This is a genomic window from Methylobacterium sp. CM6246, assembly GCF_054818005.1.
Map to the genome: position 1 here is coordinate 1,173,360 of NZ_JBTXKY010000001.1, position 16,356 is coordinate 1,189,715.

Genomic DNA, 16,356 nt, shown 5'->3' on the forward strand with positions numbered 1-16,356 from the left:
TGAGCTGTTTGAGAGGGGCCGATGAAAACCATCCGAGAGGCTCGCTCCGGTGAGGCTTGGTTGAGGCTGCTCCAGACCAAGGCAGGCTTCACGGGCGTCGTCTTCGTCGAGGACAAACTCCGCGCTACTGTCGAGGGTGACACGGCCGATGACGTTTGGCGGCGCCTACATGACGAGGCCGCCAAGCTCAGTCCAAGCTATTTCGGCTTTTCCGGCGCTCAAGCGCGCTTCCTACGCATGATGCCGAAGGGTTTCGCGGACCCTGTCTACCTGGCTGAGGAGCGCGCCTACAAATTGCGCGCGAAGGAGCGGCTGGATGCAGCCCTACCGCTTGACGCAGCGCTGACCTGGACCGGAGGCGGCGAAGCTGCGCTTGCCGCCTTCCGAGCAACCAACTTGCTCTCGCCATTTGAAAACACCCGGATTGGTGAGGCCCTGCGCTCAACAGCGGCCGCTCCATTCATTCGCGGCGCTGCGGCCTTCGCGGACGGCGCGGTTGAGGACGGGATCCTGGCCATGCAGGAAGCCCTAAAGCCCTTCGCAATCGCCAAGTGGACGGCGCTCACCTACCTGCCATTCCTCTGGCGGCCAGACACGCAGATGTTTCTAAAACCCGAGGTTACGCGCGAGTTCGCGGAGCGTGTCGGACACCCCTTCGCCCGCGCTTACGCGCCGGACCTTCACCCGGACGTCTACCACGCGCTCCGTGATCTTACCGCTACAACGCAGGCTGACATCGCAGACCTGCAGCCCGCTGACATGATCGACGTGCAAAGTTTCATCTGGGTGGTCGGCCGCTACACCGCCGCCGACGAAGCCGAGGCTCGCAGTGTCGCCACCGCACCAAAGCTGGGATCGCAATGACAGCCTCCGCAATAACGCCGCTCGCGGTCCGCAGCCAACTCATCGAAACGTTCCGCCGAGACCTCGTTGGTCCCTCGTCGGAGGACGCCGACATTGCTCGCGAGCGCCTAGGAGAAAGGCCCTCCCGCTGGTACCTGACTGGCTTCCTAGCGCCATCCGACGACACCGCCACGCTTGGTGGCGAGGCCGATGACAACGAGCCCAGCTTTGTTGAGGATGGCGATAACGAGGGTGAGACTACTGACCCGGTGGAAGCCGGTGGTGCGGCGACCGATCGACAGGAGCCCGAACCCCCTAATACGCGGCGGCGCTTTCTACCGTCAACGATTGGGCTCACCGTGCTGCTGCCACCCGACGTTCGGGAAGTTGAAGCAGTCATTACGTGGGGCGACTACGCTACAATTCCACCACTGCCCGACAGCGTCCTGCTTGGTGAGCCGGAGACCGACGAGGACGGCAAGCGCAAGAGACGTCGGCAGGAAGACAGCGACAGCACCGAGTGGGTTCGCGTACCCAAAGAGCGTCGGCTGCCCATCACTGTACCCGAGGGCGGCCGCGCACCCCATGCCCTCGTGGTCCCAGAGAGTTCGGCCGAACAAGCGGCTGTTGGCGGCCTTGAGCTCGATGCACACGCTCGTCTGTTCTCCTACGAGACGCCGGACGGTGGCCGTGAGGAAGTCCGCGCACTTACAGTCGTTTTGGTCAATCGGCGCCGCCCCGCTGGGCACTACTACGCCGACGTGGCCTTCGCCTTCCAGGCGCGCTTGCGCCTCGTTTGTCCGCAAGGTTTGCGCCCGCGGCGCGACCTTTCTGGCCTCAAGGCCGCTGATCCAGATCTGCGGCTTGCCGATCTGCACTACCGTGATGTCTGCGAGTGGGCGGTCGGTCGCAACACTGCCGCACGCTGGGAAGAGCCAACCGCGGGCTCAGTCACCTGGGCAGAGACCGACCCATTACCTTGTGCTGAAGTTGAGCGCGTGGCGCCGAACGAGGACGACGCGCTGAAGCAGGCCGTCACCTTCGGCATGGACGACCTCGCTGCGGCCACACAAGCTGGTGGTCCGACCTTGGCTCAGGCACTCGGCGCGCTACCGGGGCTCTATGATGCTTGGATCGCAGCAGCACAGCGCACTGAACTAGCCAATCTTCCTAACCGGCGGCGAGCGACTGCCGAAACACTTGTTGCCGAACAAGAGCACGCTCGAGACCGTATCGCCGAGGGCATTGCGCTGCTGACGGGCGATGGGGCGGAAAACCGTCACGCCCGCTCAGCTTTCCAGCTGATGAATGTGGCAGTTGCGGAGGCTGCCCGCCGGCGCAACGCAGCTTATGCGAAGCCGGCTTGGCGGCCGTTCCAGCTCGCGTTCATCTTACTTAATCTCGCAGGTCTCACCGAGAAGACCCACCCCGACCGCGCAGTCGCCGACCTACTGTTCTTTCCGACAGGCGGCGGTAAAACAGAAGCCTATCTAGGTCTCGCCGCCTATACGATTGCCCACCGCCGTGTAACTGGGTCTGGTCTGCTCGGAGCGGGCGTGGCGGTCATCATGCGCTATACCCTGCGCCTTCTGACCCTCGATCAGCTCGCCCGTGCCGCCGGCGTCGTCTGCGCTCTGGAGTTGATGCGAACAGATGGCCAGCACCTCGACGAAAAGGGCCAACCGCTACTTGGCGATTGGCCGATCGAGATCGGGCTTTGGGTAGGCTCCGATGCCTCACCCAATCGCCTTGGCGGTAAAGGCGACAAGGGCGACGATACTGCGGTTGGGCGCGTAGCAGACTACATCAAAGGTAAGGGTAAGGCACCGGCACCGCTGAAGGCCTGCCCGTGGTGCGGCACCTCGTTCACAAAGAATTCCTTCAAATGCGTACCTAATGACACTGCGCCTACAAACCTCGAGTTGCGCTGCGACAACCTCGACTGCGATTTCAACGGATCGAGAGCGCTGCCGGTACTCACCGTCGACGAGCCGATCTACCGGCGCCTTCCAGCCTTCCTCATCGCCACGGTCGACAAGTTCGCTAGCTTGCCTTGGGAGGGGCGCACCGGCGCATTCTTCGGTCACGTTGACCGCCATGACCCAACCGGCTTCTACGGCGCGGCTGAAACTCGGATGGGCAAGCGCCTCGACAACGGTTGGTCACTCGACCCGCCGGATCTCATCATTCAGGATGAGCTTCACCTAATCAGCGGTCCTCTGGGAACGGTGGCCGGCCTCTACGAGACGGCGATCGACGCGCTCGCGACGCGCGTGAAGGGCCAGATCCGCGTGCGCCCCAAGATAGTCGCCTCGACCGCGACTGTCCGTCGGGCGGGCGCGCAGATCAAAGCGTTGTTCGACCGGGACGAGACGCAGATCTTCCCCCCACCAGGGGTAAGCCGCACAGACAGCTTCTTTGCTCGTACCGTCCCAACGGACGTCAACCCAGCGCGCCTCTACCTGGGTCTGGCCGCACAGGGGCGAGGCCCGAAGCTTGTGTACCGGAGGGCTTTAAACACTCTCCTTGCAGCCGCACAGGCCTCTTACGAGGCAGCTGCGTCGGGCGTGCCAGAGGGTAAGCAGAACCCAGCCGACCCGTACATGACGGCACTATGCTACTTCAACGCGCTTCGAGAGCTTGGCGGGGCGCGGCGCATTGTCGAAGACGAAGTGCGCAAATACGCGACCGTCTACGGACGAGACCGCCGCCGAAAGGATCCGTCGGTCCAGCCGTTCGCAGATCGGGCGCTGCGCGAACCGATGGAGCTGACCTCGCGCGTTTCAACCGACGAGGTCGCAGCGGCCAAGCAGAGACTTGAGGCGGCGTTCGGGAGTGAGGAGGCTACCGTTGACGTGGCGCTCGCCACCAACATGATCTCGGTTGGCCTCGACATCACTCGGCTCGGTCTAATGCTGGTGCAAGGGCAGCCCAAAACGGCGGCCGAATACATTCAAGCCACGAGCCGCGTCGGGCGCGACCACGATCGGCCTGGCCTCGTTGTGGCGATCCTCAACTTGCATAAGCCACGCGATCGAATGCACTTCGAGCAGTTCGGCCACTTCCACCGCACCTTTTACCGCGCGGTGGAGGCCACCAGTGTAACCCCGTGGGCTGCTCGGGCGCTGGACCGAGCGCTCGCAGCCGTGGTCGTGGCGGTCGCCCGACACCTCGATCCGACGCTTTCGCCCAATGAGGCGGTTGTGATGCTAAAGGATCAGGCCGCAACCCGGACCGCAGTATGCGAAACTATCGTCGCCAGAGCGCCGGAGGCCGCAATCCCCGGCGGCCGAGCGGCGCTGAGGGCACAAGTCGAAAGCTTGATTGACGCTTGGATCGCTACGGTGGATGCGCAAACGGCGAGTGGCGTACCGTTCGCCTATGCACAGAAAAAGAGCCCGGGACGCCTCCTTCACATGCCACTTGAGCGCGAATTGGATGGCCTTGAACCAGCGCACAAACGGTTTCAGGCGGGTCGCTCTATGCGTGACGTCGAGCCGGCCGTGCTTCTGAAGGTGCGAGACCGCAACGGCTATACAATCTCCAACGCGGACGACGTCTGAGCATGAGCAAGAACGCCCAACGTTTATCGCAGCTAGTCTCGACCTTTGGTCCCGGCAGTATGGTCGACCTACCAACGCGCTCGGTTGTCGTCGGCGGCCTGGAACAATGGGACATGCGGCCTGGCACATTTCAGGTCATTAGTGAACCGCGCCTGGCCCAGCGCCTCGAGGTACTGTTGCACGAACGCGGCCAACTGGACGAGGGACAGCGCCTCAGTTTGCGCACCCCACCCGTCAGCGACGGAAACGGCGAGCCGAAAGGAGTAGCTGCGCCTATCTTCCCGAACTGGTTCGTCTGCGACCAAGTCGAGGCGAACGCCGAAGGCATCCCAACCCGCCGGCGCCGGCTGGTTCAGTGGCGCGACCTTGATCCCAAAGGCCGCCGCCGCTTCACGCCGGAGGGCGGCAAGCGCACGGAAGTCACTCCAATCCGCTTCGTATGCGCTTGCGACAAGGGCCATTTGCAGGACATCGAATGGCGCTGGGTCGTCCACGGCGCCACCCCGTGCCAGGAACCAATGTGGATCGAGGACCGCGGGACAAGCGCTGATCCAGCTGACACCTCGGTGGTCTGCGGCTGTGGCAAGCGGCTTTCGCTACAGGAGGCCTTCCAGCCCCGTCGCCTCGGCTTTTGCAGGGGCGAGCGACCCTGGCTGCTCGACCGAGATCCTGAGGGGTGCGGTGACGGCACCACTCCGCTCAAGCTGCTGACGCGCACCGCGACCAACACCTACTTCCCGCAAGTACTGACTGTGATATCGCTGCCGAGCGAGGAAGACGCGCTGACAAAGCTCGTCGCTGAAGTCGTCGGCGAGATGAACAAGGTTACCTCTGTCGAGCGGGTTGGCCTATTTCGGGAATTTAATGAAGCGGCAGCGGCCAGTCTAACAGGGTACTCAGATGACGAAATTTTTGAGCGCCTGACCCGCCTGCGCGAAGGCGCCACCGTAGATGCGGCGCGCTCGCCGAAGGTCGCTGAGTTCGATTTGTTCGCGAGTGGGCGACCCGAGATCGGGACCAACCACGCCGGTGCCAAACTCTATGCGCAGACTTTAGAGCGCAGCGACTGGACCGACGAAAGCTGGCTCAGTTTGAGCTTCGTTCGCGCATTGGTAGTTGTGCACCGCCTACGCGAGGTGTCCTGCTTATATGGCTTCACACGCTTTGAAGCGGCCCCAACGGAAGCTGACGGCGATATCGAAGATATCAGCCTCGCTGTCCACGGTGCGCCGATCGCCCGGGCAACCGACTGGCTACCAGCTTGCGAGCAGTTCGGCGAAGGATTGTTTGTTCACGTCGATAGCGACGCAATGGCGACTTGGCTTAAAAAAGTTGGTGCTCGCCATCAGCAGCTTGTTGGCGGTTACAATCGCTGGAAGGTCCGCTTCGGGTCCGCCGCCCCTAAGTACCCCACTACGCCCTACGTCCTGCTGCACAGCCTCGCCCACGCGCTGATGACCGAAATTGCCCTCGACTGCGGCTACCCGGCAAGCTCGTTAAAGGAGCGCATCTACGCTCTCGGAGCGAACGGGGCGGAGCGCTGCGGCATACTAATCTACACAGCAAGTGCGGGCGCACAGGGGACGCTCGGTGGGCTCGTCGGTACCGCACCACGCTTCGCCCAGATCCTAAATGCGGCGCTCGAGCGGATCGCCATCTGCTCGAACGATCCCGTGTGCTGCGACCACGACCCTGAGCATCAGACAGGCGACCGGGCGACGCATGGGGCAGCTTGTCATGGATGCTTGCTCATAGCCGAGACGAGCTGCGAGAGCCGCAACCTGTTCCTCGATCGCAGCCTGCTGGTGCCGACCATGTCGACACCGCGCTTCGCTTGCTTTGAGATCGACGGGTGAGATCGCTCACGGTCGCGATTGTGTGCGCAACACCGGAGCCTTGATCCTGCGCGGGGCGCGCTTTTCAAACTATCGACGCCTCGCTTCCTCGCACCGGCTCACGGGAGAGTGCAATCGGTGGCAGGGCCGACATCGAGCCAATCTGCGAAAGTTTGTCCATATATAGCCAGCGCAGGCTATAAGAAAACTACCTCGGAGGATTTTCTGCCGCTATGATCTATAACACATCAATTGCTGGCGCATACTTGCAGCATCCATACTTATCTAAAGCGGCAGAAGCCCAAGTTACGCTGCGGCACGATGCGGTGTGTGCAAATCTCTGGATAGCTCCACCGCCCGGAAGCCCACAGCTGCATACCGACCCCCATAAAGCTGCATTTTGGTCCAAAAAGCTGGTAGAAGTTCGATCTGAAAGATTTCGACGTTCGAACGCAGTTGGTCTTTACAAGGGATCGCCAGAGGCATTTATTGGGTTTGACGAGGTCCAACTGCTCTTAAATGCGGAGTTGGACACAAAAGTAGTAGGTGCGGTCCAAACCCTTGTTCTACCTACATCGCCGTTCTTGGTCCGTTTTACTGAAGCGAAATATGTTAAAGATGCTTTGGAGCATGGAAGATTTCGCATAGCTCCAGCTGGAGGCTATAACGATCCTTCGCTGAATGCGGCGCAAAAAGATGACGAGCTGTCACATGCGGCTGTACGAGGGGATCGCCGAATAGTTATGCAGATCAACGGGTATTTGCCTGGCGAGGATCCGAGCCAAGCTCGTCCGATGCCTGTCAACTGGGGCGAAATGTTCCAATACATGAATAGCGCAAATTTTTATGTGCTATGTCTCACTGATCAGTTTGACGCGAGGATGTTTAAAGATTTTGATAAAGATGCAGCGATTATCATTCGCGATCCCGTATCTTTCCTTAGGCGCCTGAGTGCAGCAACAGCAAGTAACTTTCCGCAGCTTCAATTTAAAGCTGGACCAGTCAAATACTACGATCCATATACGGTTGAGCGGCAGGAACTTGAGCCGGGGTTCTCAAAAAACTTTTCGTTTTCTTACCAGAGTGAATTTCGCCCGACGTGGTGGCCATGCGATCCAGAGACGCAGTTGTCAGCCTTTTTCATAGAAATTGGCGATTTAACCGACATCGCGGAGGCAGTTTACGTCAAATATTAAGGTGTTTTGTCTGGCGGTCATGTTGCCTTAATGTTTTCTCTAGGCAGTCAAGTCTGATGGTGGGTACTCATTTGCGAGGCTCGCAAATGGCGGGTCGGCATTAAGCTGCCGTCTGAAAGCCAACCTTTGCCTTTGCTCGTTTTATCCGCTCAGTCGATCTTTGCGGCTTGTCCGCGGTAGCCGTTGCTGAAGTTTCGGTTGTAGATCTCAGTTGCGCTGTTTCCGAATGTTCAACTGGAGAGGCTTCAATGACTGCTCGTTAACTAGACGCAGTCATTAGAAAGCCAATCGAAATCGGCGGATATGCAATTATGAAAATTCGAAGAAATCCGCGAGTATGCGAACGTTGCCGGGTTCCGCCGGATGACTGCTCCGGCGGGCATCGATAGTTATCACTTCGACATCGAGTGCTCTCAGCCCATCAACGTCGATAGTCGTCAAGCTACTCGGTGAATTGCCCCACTGATCCGGCGTCAGTTGTACGACCCGGATGCGTTCTGGCATGAATTCTTTAATTAAGCCGTCACAAATTTCGACGATCCCGGGCATATTTCTAAACGGTCGAGGCTGAACCGCGCAGGCGAAATTTACGCGCCAGAAGTGCCACCACGCAATCTCTGTGACCCGGTCTACCTTCCGATGAAACTCGGCAGGGGTCTCACCCATTTCATGAGGAGATGTGAAACGGACCGCCAGGCATCTCTCCCGCGACAAAGGTCTGGCCCGAATACGGGGGTGCACAGGAACCTCGCCGCCTAATCGCTCGTCGCCTAGCATCTGTCGGAGAAGACGGCTCTTCCCTGCGTTCTGGTTCCCACAGACGAGCAAAACGCGTTCCAGGTGGGCTCGCTTACGGTTCGCTTGTTCCAAGGGATCGCTCCGCTACGTAGACTGATTTTGTGCGACGAGGGTCGTAGCCAAGAGCTGCGCTTACAATGCAGAAATCAGAGCCATGCCATTATGACACTGATATTGCGGAAGGGTAGGTAGGGCTCCATCGCCAGCAATGGCCGAGCTTAAACGAGGCCTTTCTGTACATAGCCCCGCCAGCCTTAATCCCTTACCAGCGGTGTGCACCACAATTTTCTGAGGTCCATAGCCGCTGCAAATTAGTCTGCCGCTGGCCAACTCAGATCGTTTGCATGCGCTCATGCCAACGTGGAAGCGATTGGCCCCGTGCATGGGCTAGCCGCGCGTCAGCATCGGGACCGGGGCTGCCCGACCTGAGGCTGCTTCTGTGGAGCGCGCCTCTGGCGCTAAGAGCCGCACAAACCCGTGGAGCACTACGACGAAAGGTTGCATTGCGGTTGCTGGCCCTCGCTAAGCGAAACTACAGTTCGCCTTAGCCAAATCTGTCAGCACGTCCCTCGACACGGGACCGTGTGGGGAAGCAATGAGAGCACCTAATCACGATCGTCACATCCTGTTGAACCGCCTTGTAAGTCGCTCGGTAACACATGCAGGCAATCAGCATAAGGCGCCGTTACATGGCGCAACAGAGCTTTTGCGTATCATTGAAGAAAGGCGTGCGCTGGGCCATGCCATTGAATTTATTGGATCGACTGATAGTCAGGATGAAATAATACGAGCAAGTAACGGATATGGCCATGATTTTATTAGAATAAAAGATTGTAAATTCTTCGAGGGCGGCGATAGTGGCTATGCCGTGCTGTTCTTTGAGCACGCGGATTACGATGTTAAAAGCCTTTCAGTTATAGACACGAGAAAACTCATTGGGAGAGAACTATCCGGTGATCAGGATGAAGTGGGTGCATCGACCGCGCATGTCGTCGTTAAGTTGCCCAGGGCTGGTTCTTACGACGATGGTTCATATAGATGTGCGATCGAATACATTCATGGCGGTGTGAGCCGAAAGTACATTGCTGCCCTACTTCGCAGGCAGCTTAGAAGGCATGCGCAATCCGAGGGTTGGGAATTCGAGGCATTCTCCAAGGATAAGAAGGGGAAGCCTATTAGGAAGAACTACAGATACTGGCCTAAGCTTGATCTTCTGGCAGACGTCAGCCGTAGTCTTGATGCCGCTGTGGGCGTAGGCCGAGAGCTATCCCACCTCATCTTCACAAAGCGCTCAGAGAAACATGCGACAGGGCAAGCCACCACGGTGCTGCACGAAGAATTTCGGGCTGACGTAGAGATGCGGGTGAACGTCTCGCAAGGGCCTGGCGATCCGGCAGAGCGGCGCAACTGGGCTCAGCGGATCGTCGACGATTTCAAGCACCGAGGCTTTCAGTCGGAGGTCTTCTATCGGAGCACCGGCAACGCGACGATCGGCGGCAAGCTGCACGAGGAGGTCGAAGGGGTTACAGACCTGCTTTTATGTCCGAAGGAGGTTATATCTCTGAGTGCGCCTCCGCGGCGCTGGCGCCAGGATATCGACGACGAGGTGGTCGGAAAGCTGCGCGAACTGGTCGACAGGGACGAGCTATGGCGGCGCGCCGGGTAGGGTTGCAGGATGTTAGGCAGGGCGGAACACCGTCTCGCCTGCGCTTGCTCACGCCACTTCGCTACCTGTGGATCTATCACGCCGAGAAAGCCTTCTACGACATCAAACTGCCGCTCGTGATTGGTGTCCTTGGGTGGGCTGTCTACTCGCTGCTCACTCCTAAGATCCCTCTTTTCGGCGATGCCGGCCTCCTTCGCTTCGCCCGCGATCTACTAATCATGGCTGTCCCATTCATGATTGGAGCGCTCGCTTCAGTCTCGATGGGCTCACCTGGAGCTGCTTTCGATCGACGGCCAGCAGGAGCAGAGATCCTTCTCGATGGCGAGGTACTGACCCTGCGGCAGTTCCTCTGTTACCTGCTGGGATATCTTTCGTTTCTGGGTCTACTGACGCTCGGTGCGGTCGTCTTTGCCGGACTGCTGCACGACCCGGTTGTCGTTTGGACGAGGGCATATCCCGGCATCAAAGACGCAGTGCATCTGACGGGTGCCTTCCTGCTCTCCGTTTTGCTCTCGAGCCTAGCCGTTACGGTCTTTTGGGCCCTTTTTTTCCTGACTGACATCGTCAACAGGAAGGATGGAGTTGCGGGATCCTGATACAAACTGGCCGCACGCCTTGACGCTCGTACGAGAGCAGTGTGGGCACGCTGGCTAACAGCAGTATGAAATTGCGCATGCGTGCCAAGCTGCGCTGTGGCGGGTGATCGAACGGGCTGACGGGGGGCAAGCTCGCAGTTCGCGACCTCACCGAAGCTATCCACGCAGCTAAGACACGGTGATGAAGCGTTGCATCTGCGCCACAGGGTAGGCGAGCGCGCTGCCAGCAAAACGGAGCCGCACGCCACCTGTCCGAGGCTAGCTTCCCGAAATGCTTCCTATTCGCTTCCTGGTTGCCGTTTCCAGGAAGCATCCTTCAAACGAAGAAGGGGCCGGCGATAGGCCAACCCCTTCCCAACAGTCACAAATTCGATGGTACCACCGCCCCGGCTCGAACGGGGGACCCCCAGATCCACAATCTGGTGCTCTAACCAACTGAGCTACGGCGGCACTGGCGGGCGGTGTATCGTGGGCCGCGGCAGTTTTCAAGACGATGTGTGCAGGCTCATGCGGTCTCGGTGGACGCAGGGCGGATTCGCCTCATAAGTGCAACGACGAAACCGCGCGTCGGCCAGGGCGGATCGGGGGGTAGGGGCGAGCGTGAGCGCGCGAGAGCCAGCGTCGGGCGCGACCGGGAGCCGGGATCGGGGCCAGGCCGCCGAGACGGGGGCGGCGAACCGGGCGGCTGCCCGGCCGGGCCATAGCCCCCGCAGGCGCTGGACCCGCTCTCGGATCTTCCTGGCGCCCGGGCGGCTGCGCAGCCTGGTTCGGCGCAGCGAGGGCGGGCTCGTCCTGCTGGCGACCCTGGTCGGCTGCATCAGCGGGCTGGCGGTCTCGGCCATGACCTGGGTGACGCAGGCCCTGCGCGAGGCGCTCTACCACCTCCCGGCAGGGACCCGGCTCAGCGCCGCCCACGCGGTCGCACCGCCGCTCCTGCTCATCGGCCCGTGTCTCGGCGGCGTGCTGCTCGGGCTGCTGATCCTCGCAGCGAACTACCTGCGCGGGCCGCGCAAGCGCCCGGCCATCGACCCCATCGAGGCCAACGCCCTGCACGGCGGCCGGATGTCCCTGCGGGACAGCCTCTACCTTGCCCTGCAGAACGTGATCTCGAACGGCTCCGGGGCCTCCGTGGGGTTGGAGGCCGGCTACACGCAGCTCGCCTCCGGCCTCGCTTCGCGACTCGGTATCGCCTTCGAGGTACGCCGGGGCGACCTGCGGACCCTGGTCGGGTGCGGGGCGGCCGGGGCCATCGCGGCGGGGTTCGGGGCGCCGCTGGCCGGGGCGTTCTATGCCTTCGAGCTGATCATCGGCACCTACTCGATCGCCACCCTGGCGCCGGTGGTGGTCGCAGCGCTCTGCGGCAACCTCGTCTCCCGGGCGCTGATCCACACCCAGCCGCTGGTCGACCTCGGCGACATGCAGGCGGTCACGACCTCGCACATCACCAGCCTCGAGATCCTGCCGAGCCTCGCCCTCGGGCTGATCTGCGCGCTGTTCGGTATCCTGATCATGCGTGGCGTCACCCTGGTCGAGCGGCTGGTCCAGGCCTCCGGCCTGCCTCGGGCGGCCGGTCCCGCCTTCGGGGGGCTATGTGTCGGCGCGCTGGCGCTGATCGCGACGCCGCAGGTGCTCTCGGGGGGGCACGGGGCGCTGCACATGCACTTCGCCGCCGAGGGGCAGGGGCACGGAGCCGCGTTTCTGGCCGGCTTGTTCGCCGCCAAGGCGACGGCCACCGCGATCTCGATCGGCTCCGGGTTCCGGGGCGGCCTGTTCTTCGCGTCGCTGTTCCTCGGAGCGATCGCCGGCAAGCTGTTCGCCGCCCTGGCCCCGGAGCTCCTGCCCGCGATGGCAGTCTTCGGCCTCACGCCGCTGGCCTACGCGGTGATCGGCATGAGCGCGCTCGCCGTGGCGATCATCGGCGGCCCGTTGACCATGACGTTCCTGGCGCTGGAGATCACCGGCAGCCTGCCGATCACCGGGTTGGTGCTGGCGGCGGTGATCGCTTCCTCGCTGACCGTCCGGAAGATCTTCGGCTACTCCTTCGCCACCTGGCGCTTCCACCTGCGCGGCGAGACCATCCGCAGTCCCCACGATGTCGGCTGGATCCGCTCGCTGACCGTGGGCCGGCTGATGCGCCGGGACGTCGCCACCGTGGCGGTGGACACGCCGCTGCCGACCTTCCTGCGCGCGCATCCGCTGGGCTCCCCCTCCCGGGTGGTCGCCGTGGATGCGCAGGGCCGCTACGCCGGGATCGTGAACGTTCCAGAGGCTCATGCCGCCGCCCGCGACGCCGAGGCCGGCGCCCCGCCGGTCCTCGCCGACCTCCTGCTTCACCCCGACCGGTTCCTGACGCCGGAGATGAACGCCAGGGATGCGGCCGCAACCTTCGACCGTAGCGAGAGCGAGGCGCTCGCGGTGGTCCAGAATGCCGCGAGCCGCCAGGTCCTGGGCCTGCTCACCGAGAGCCACACGCTCAAGCGCTACAGCGAAGAACTGGACCGTCAGCGCCGAGCCATGGCAGGCGAATCTGCGTGATTGTCAGGCCGGGGTGTTGACCGCATGCGCGCGTGCAACACCCTGGCATCGTGCAACCCGGGGCTGGTACGCGGCCCCCGACGCGAGACCCGTGAGGATCCATGGCCGGTCAAGACAGCAGCTCCCAGCGCCGCTACCGCATCGCGGTGATCCCGGGCGACGGCATCGGCAAGGAGGTGGTGCCCGAGGGCGTGCGCGTGCTTGAGCAGGCGGCCAAGCGGCACGGCTTCGCGCTTCAGTTCGACTGGTTCGATTTCGCGAGCTGCGATTATTACGAGCAGCACGGCCGGATGATGCCGGAGGACTGGAAGCCGCAGATCGAGAAACACGACGCGATCTACTTCGGTGCCGTCGGCATGCCGGAACGCGTGCCCGACCACATCTCCCTGTGGGGCTCGCTGATCCTGTTCCGGCGCGAGTTCGACCAATACGCCAACCTGCGCCCGGTGCGCCTCATGCCCGGGGTGAAGTGCCCGCTGGCCGACCGCAAGCCCGGCGATATCGACTTCTGGGTAGTTCGCGAGAACACCGAGGGCGAGTACTCGAATGCGGGTGGCCGCATGTTCGCCGGCACCGACCGCGAGTTCGCCCTGCAGGAGACGATCATGACCCGCCACGGGGTAGATCGGATCCTCAAGTTCGCCTTCGCGCTGGCCCAGAGCCGGCCGAAGAAGCACCTGACCTCGGCTACGAAGTCGAACGGCATCTCGATCACCATGCCGTACTGGGACGAGCGCGTGAAGGCGATGGCCGAGGGCTACCCGGACGTGCGGTGGGACCAGTACCACATCGACATCCTGACCGCGCATTTCGTGCTCAATCCGGATCGGTTCGACGTGGTCGTGGCGTCGAACCTGTTCGGCGACATCCTGTCGGATCTCGGACCCGCCTGCACCGGCACGATCGGCATCGCGCCGTCCGGCAACATCAATCCGGAGCGGATTCACCCGTCGGTGTTCGAGCCGGTCCACGGCTCCGCCCCCGATATCGCCGGCCAGGGCATCGCCAACCCGATCGGCCAGATCTGGTCGGGCGCGATGATGCTGGAGCATCTCGGCGAGCACGAGGCCGCGCGGGAGATCGTAAGCGGGATCGAGCGGGTGCTGTCCGAGCGGACGTTGCGCACGCGCGACCTGGGCGGCAATGCCGACACGCAGGCCTGCGGGAAGGCCGTGGCGGACGCGTTGGGATAAATCCCCGTCTATCCTGAGGAGCCCTGCAGGATCGCGAGATCACTGAAGGGCTCCCCCGAGGGCTACACAGCCGTCAGGACAAGGTCTTTGGCTGGTTGGGCGCGCCGCTCGAAAAATCAGCGCGGGCGGCGGCGGACGCTCACCACGTTGCTCGCCTGCTCGACCTGGCCGGAGGATGCCGGCAGGGTCGCGAGCGCGGTTTTGACGATGGTTGCGGCGTCGAGGCCGGCCTCGGCGTACATCTTCTCCGGGCTGTCGTGGTCCTGGTACAGGTCCGGCAGCGTCAGGGTGCGCACCCGGACGCGCCCCGCATCCAGGGCGCCCCGCTCGGACAGCAGGTGCAGCACCATCGCCCCGAACCCGCCGCGCGAGCCCTCCTCGATCGTGATCAGCACCTCGTGGCTCTGCGCCAGGTCCAGGATCAGCGCCTCGTCCAGCGGCTTGGCAAAGCGCGCATCCGCCACCGTCACCGCCACGCCCTGCTCCGCCAGCGTGTCGGCCGCCTTCAGCGCCTCGGACAGCCGCGTGCCCAGCGACAGGATCGCCACCCGCGCCTCCGGGTCCTGGCGCACCATCCGGCCCTTGCCGATCGCCAGCGCCTCGCCCCGCTCCGGCAGCTCCACGCCGACGCCCTCGCCGCGCGGGTAGCGCAGCGCGATCGGGCCGCTGTCATGGGCGTGCGCGGTCGCCACCATGTGCACCAGCTCGGCCTCGTCGGAGGCCGCCATCACGGTCATGTTCGGCAGGCAGCACAGGTACGCCAGGTCGAACGCGCCGGCATGGGTCGCCCCGTCCGCGCCGACCAGACCGGCCCGGTCCAGGCAGAACCGCACGGGCAGGTTCTGCAGCGCCACGTCGTGCACGACCTGGTCGTAGGCCCGCTGCAGGAACGTCGAGTAGATCGCCACGAACGGCCGGTAGCCCTCCGTCGCCAGCCCGCCCGCGAACGTCACCGCGTGCTGCTCGGCGATGCCGACGTCGAAGGTCTTGTCCGGGTGCGCCTTGCCGAACAGGTCGATGCCGGTGCCGCCCGGCATCGCCGCCGTGATCGCCACGACCCGGTCGTCGGCGTCGGCCGCCTTGATCAGGCTCTCGCCGAACACCCGGGTGTAGGCCGGGGCGTTGGGCTTGGCCTTGGCCTGGACGCCCGAGACCACGTCGAACTTGACCACGCCGTGGTAGCGGTCGGCGCTGGCCTCGGCCGGCGCGTAGCCCTTGCCCTTGCGGGTGACGACGTGGAGCAGGATCGGGCCGTGCTCGGCGTCGCGGACGTTCTTCAGCACCGGCAGCAGCTGGTCGAGGTTGTGCCCGTCGACCGGGCCGACATAGTGGAAGCCCATCTCCTCGAACATCGTGCCGCCGCCCACCACCAGGGAGCGGGCGTACTCCTCCGCGGCCGCCGCGCGCTGGTAGAGCGCCTTGGGCAGGAGCTTGCCGAGCTGCTTGGCGGTCTCGCGCAGGGACTGGTAGGTGCCGCCCGACGCCAGCCGCGCCAGGTAGCCCGACATCGCGCCCACCGGCGGGGCGATCGACATGTCGTTGTCGTTGAGGATGACGATCAGGCGCGAGTGCAGGGCGCCGGCGTTGTTCATGGCCTCGTAGGCCATGCCGGCCGACATCGAGCCGTCGCCGATCACCGCGATGGCGTTGCGGCGCTTCGCGGTCCGGCCCTTGGCCTTGGCGGCCTCGGCGTCGAGGTCGCGGGCGACCGCCATGCCGAGCGCGGCCGAGATCGAGGTCGAGGAATGGGCGGCCCCGAACGGGTCGTAGGCGCTCTCGGAGCGCTTGGTGAAGCCGGACAGGCCGCCGCCCTGGCGCAGCGTCCGGATGCGGTCGCGGCGTCCGGTCAGGATCTTGTGCGGGTAGCACTGGTGGCCGACGTCCCAGACGATGCGGTCGTCGGGGGTGTCGAACACGTGGTGCAGGGCGACCGTGAGCTCGACCACGCCCAGCCCGGAGCCGAGATGGCCGCCGGTGATCGACACCGCGTCGATCATCTCGGCCCGCACCGCGTCCGCCACCGCCTGCAACTCGGATTCGGGAAGCTGCCGGAGCGCCGCAGGCTCCGGGATACGGTCGAGAAGTGCGCTCAGCTCGGGGGAAATCGCCACGGCATCAACCTCTATCGGAC

The 16,356-nt window shown here is 63.1% G+C and carries 9 protein-coding genes and 1 tRNA gene; 8 read left to right on the forward strand and 2 right to left on the reverse strand.

Going from position 1 to position 16,356, the window contains the following annotated elements; all coding sequences use genetic code 11:
• The first annotated feature begins 21 nt into the window (after positions 1-21).
• The 6 genes from ACYQPG_RS05955 (at position 22) to ACYQPG_RS05980 (ending at position 10,497) form a co-directional block, all read left to right on the forward strand.
• Positions 22-864, forward strand: coding sequence for a hypothetical protein (locus tag ACYQPG_RS05955; protein WP_461230520.1), 843 nt, complete (start codon positions 22-24; stop codon positions 862-864).
• A complete protein-coding gene (gene drmA / locus ACYQPG_RS05960) occupies positions 861-4,406 on the forward strand; it encodes a DISARM system helicase DrmA (RefSeq protein ID WP_461230521.1) in 3,546 nt (1,181 codons plus the stop codon). Before ACYQPG_RS05955 ends, drmA begins: the two co-directional genes overlap by 4 nt.
• 2 nt (positions 4,407-4,408) lie before the next feature.
• Complete coding sequence (drmB, locus tag ACYQPG_RS05965) at positions 4,409-6,262, forward strand: DrmB family protein (RefSeq protein WP_461230522.1); 1,854 nt, start codon at positions 4,409-4,411, stop codon at positions 6,260-6,262.
• A 212-nt stretch (positions 6,263-6,474) separates the two neighbouring features.
• Positions 6,475-7,437 carry a hypothetical protein gene (locus tag ACYQPG_RS05970; protein ID WP_461230523.1) on the forward strand — a complete coding sequence of 321 codons (963 nt, stop codon included), beginning with the start codon at positions 6,475-6,477 and terminating at the stop codon, positions 7,435-7,437.
• A gap of 1,426 nt (positions 7,438-8,863) precedes the next feature.
• The gene (locus ACYQPG_RS05975) at positions 8,864-9,901 is read left to right on the forward strand and encodes a hypothetical protein (protein WP_461230524.1); all 1,038 of its coding nucleotides are present in this window, start codon (positions 8,864-8,866) and stop codon (positions 9,899-9,901) included.
• On the forward strand, positions 9,883-10,497 hold the full coding sequence (locus ACYQPG_RS05980) for a hypothetical protein (RefSeq protein WP_461230525.1): 615 nt from the start codon (positions 9,883-9,885) through the stop codon (positions 10,495-10,497). The genes ACYQPG_RS05975 and ACYQPG_RS05980 overlap by 19 nt, the downstream gene beginning before the upstream one ends.
• Before the next feature lie 373 nt (positions 10,498-10,870).
• On the opposite strand, the gene ACYQPG_RS05985 is transcribed toward ACYQPG_RS05980, so the two are convergent.
• Positions 10,871-10,947, reverse strand: a tRNA-His gene (locus ACYQPG_RS05985).
• A gap of 150 nt (positions 10,948-11,097) precedes the next feature.
• Here ACYQPG_RS05985 and ACYQPG_RS05990 point away from each other — a divergent pair.
• Together ACYQPG_RS05990 and ACYQPG_RS05995 are read left to right on the forward strand one after the other, a co-directional pair.
• Entirely contained in the window at positions 11,098-13,032 is a 1,935-nt protein-coding gene (locus ACYQPG_RS05990) for a chloride channel protein (protein ID WP_461230526.1), read from the forward strand.
• A 101-nt stretch (positions 13,033-13,133) separates the two neighbouring features.
• The gene (locus tag ACYQPG_RS05995; protein WP_147910955.1) at positions 13,134-14,225 is read left to right on the forward strand and encodes a tartrate dehydrogenase; all 1,092 of its coding nucleotides are present in this window, start codon (positions 13,134-13,136) and stop codon (positions 14,223-14,225) included.
• Positions 14,226-14,341: 116 nt separating this feature from the next.
• On the opposite strand, the gene dxs is transcribed toward ACYQPG_RS05995, so the two are convergent.
• Complete coding sequence (dxs, locus tag ACYQPG_RS06000; protein WP_461230527.1) at positions 14,342-16,336, reverse strand: 1-deoxy-D-xylulose-5-phosphate synthase; 1,995 nt, start codon at positions 16,334-16,336, stop codon at positions 14,342-14,344.
• Positions 16,337-16,356: the final 20 nt, after the last annotated feature.

Coding starts and splice junctions, on each gene's coding strand:
- ACYQPG_RS05955 (WP_461230520.1), top strand. CDS start 22: ATGAAAACCATCCGAGAGGCTCGCTCCGGTGAGGCTTGGTTGAGGCTG.
- drmA (WP_461230521.1), top strand. CDS start 861: ATGACAGCCTCCGCAATAACGCCGCTCGCGGTCCGCAGCCAACTCATC.
- drmB (WP_461230522.1), top strand. CDS start 4,409: ATGAGCAAGAACGCCCAACGTTTATCGCAGCTAGTCTCGACCTTTGGT.
- ACYQPG_RS05970 (WP_461230523.1), top strand. CDS start 6,475: ATGATCTATAACACATCAATTGCTGGCGCATACTTGCAGCATCCATAC.
- ACYQPG_RS05980 (WP_461230525.1), top strand. CDS start 9,883: ATGGCGGCGCGCCGGGTAGGGTTGCAGGATGTTAGGCAGGGCGGAACA.
- ACYQPG_RS05995 (WP_147910955.1), top strand. CDS start 13,134: ATGGCCGGTCAAGACAGCAGCTCCCAGCGCCGCTACCGCATCGCGGTG.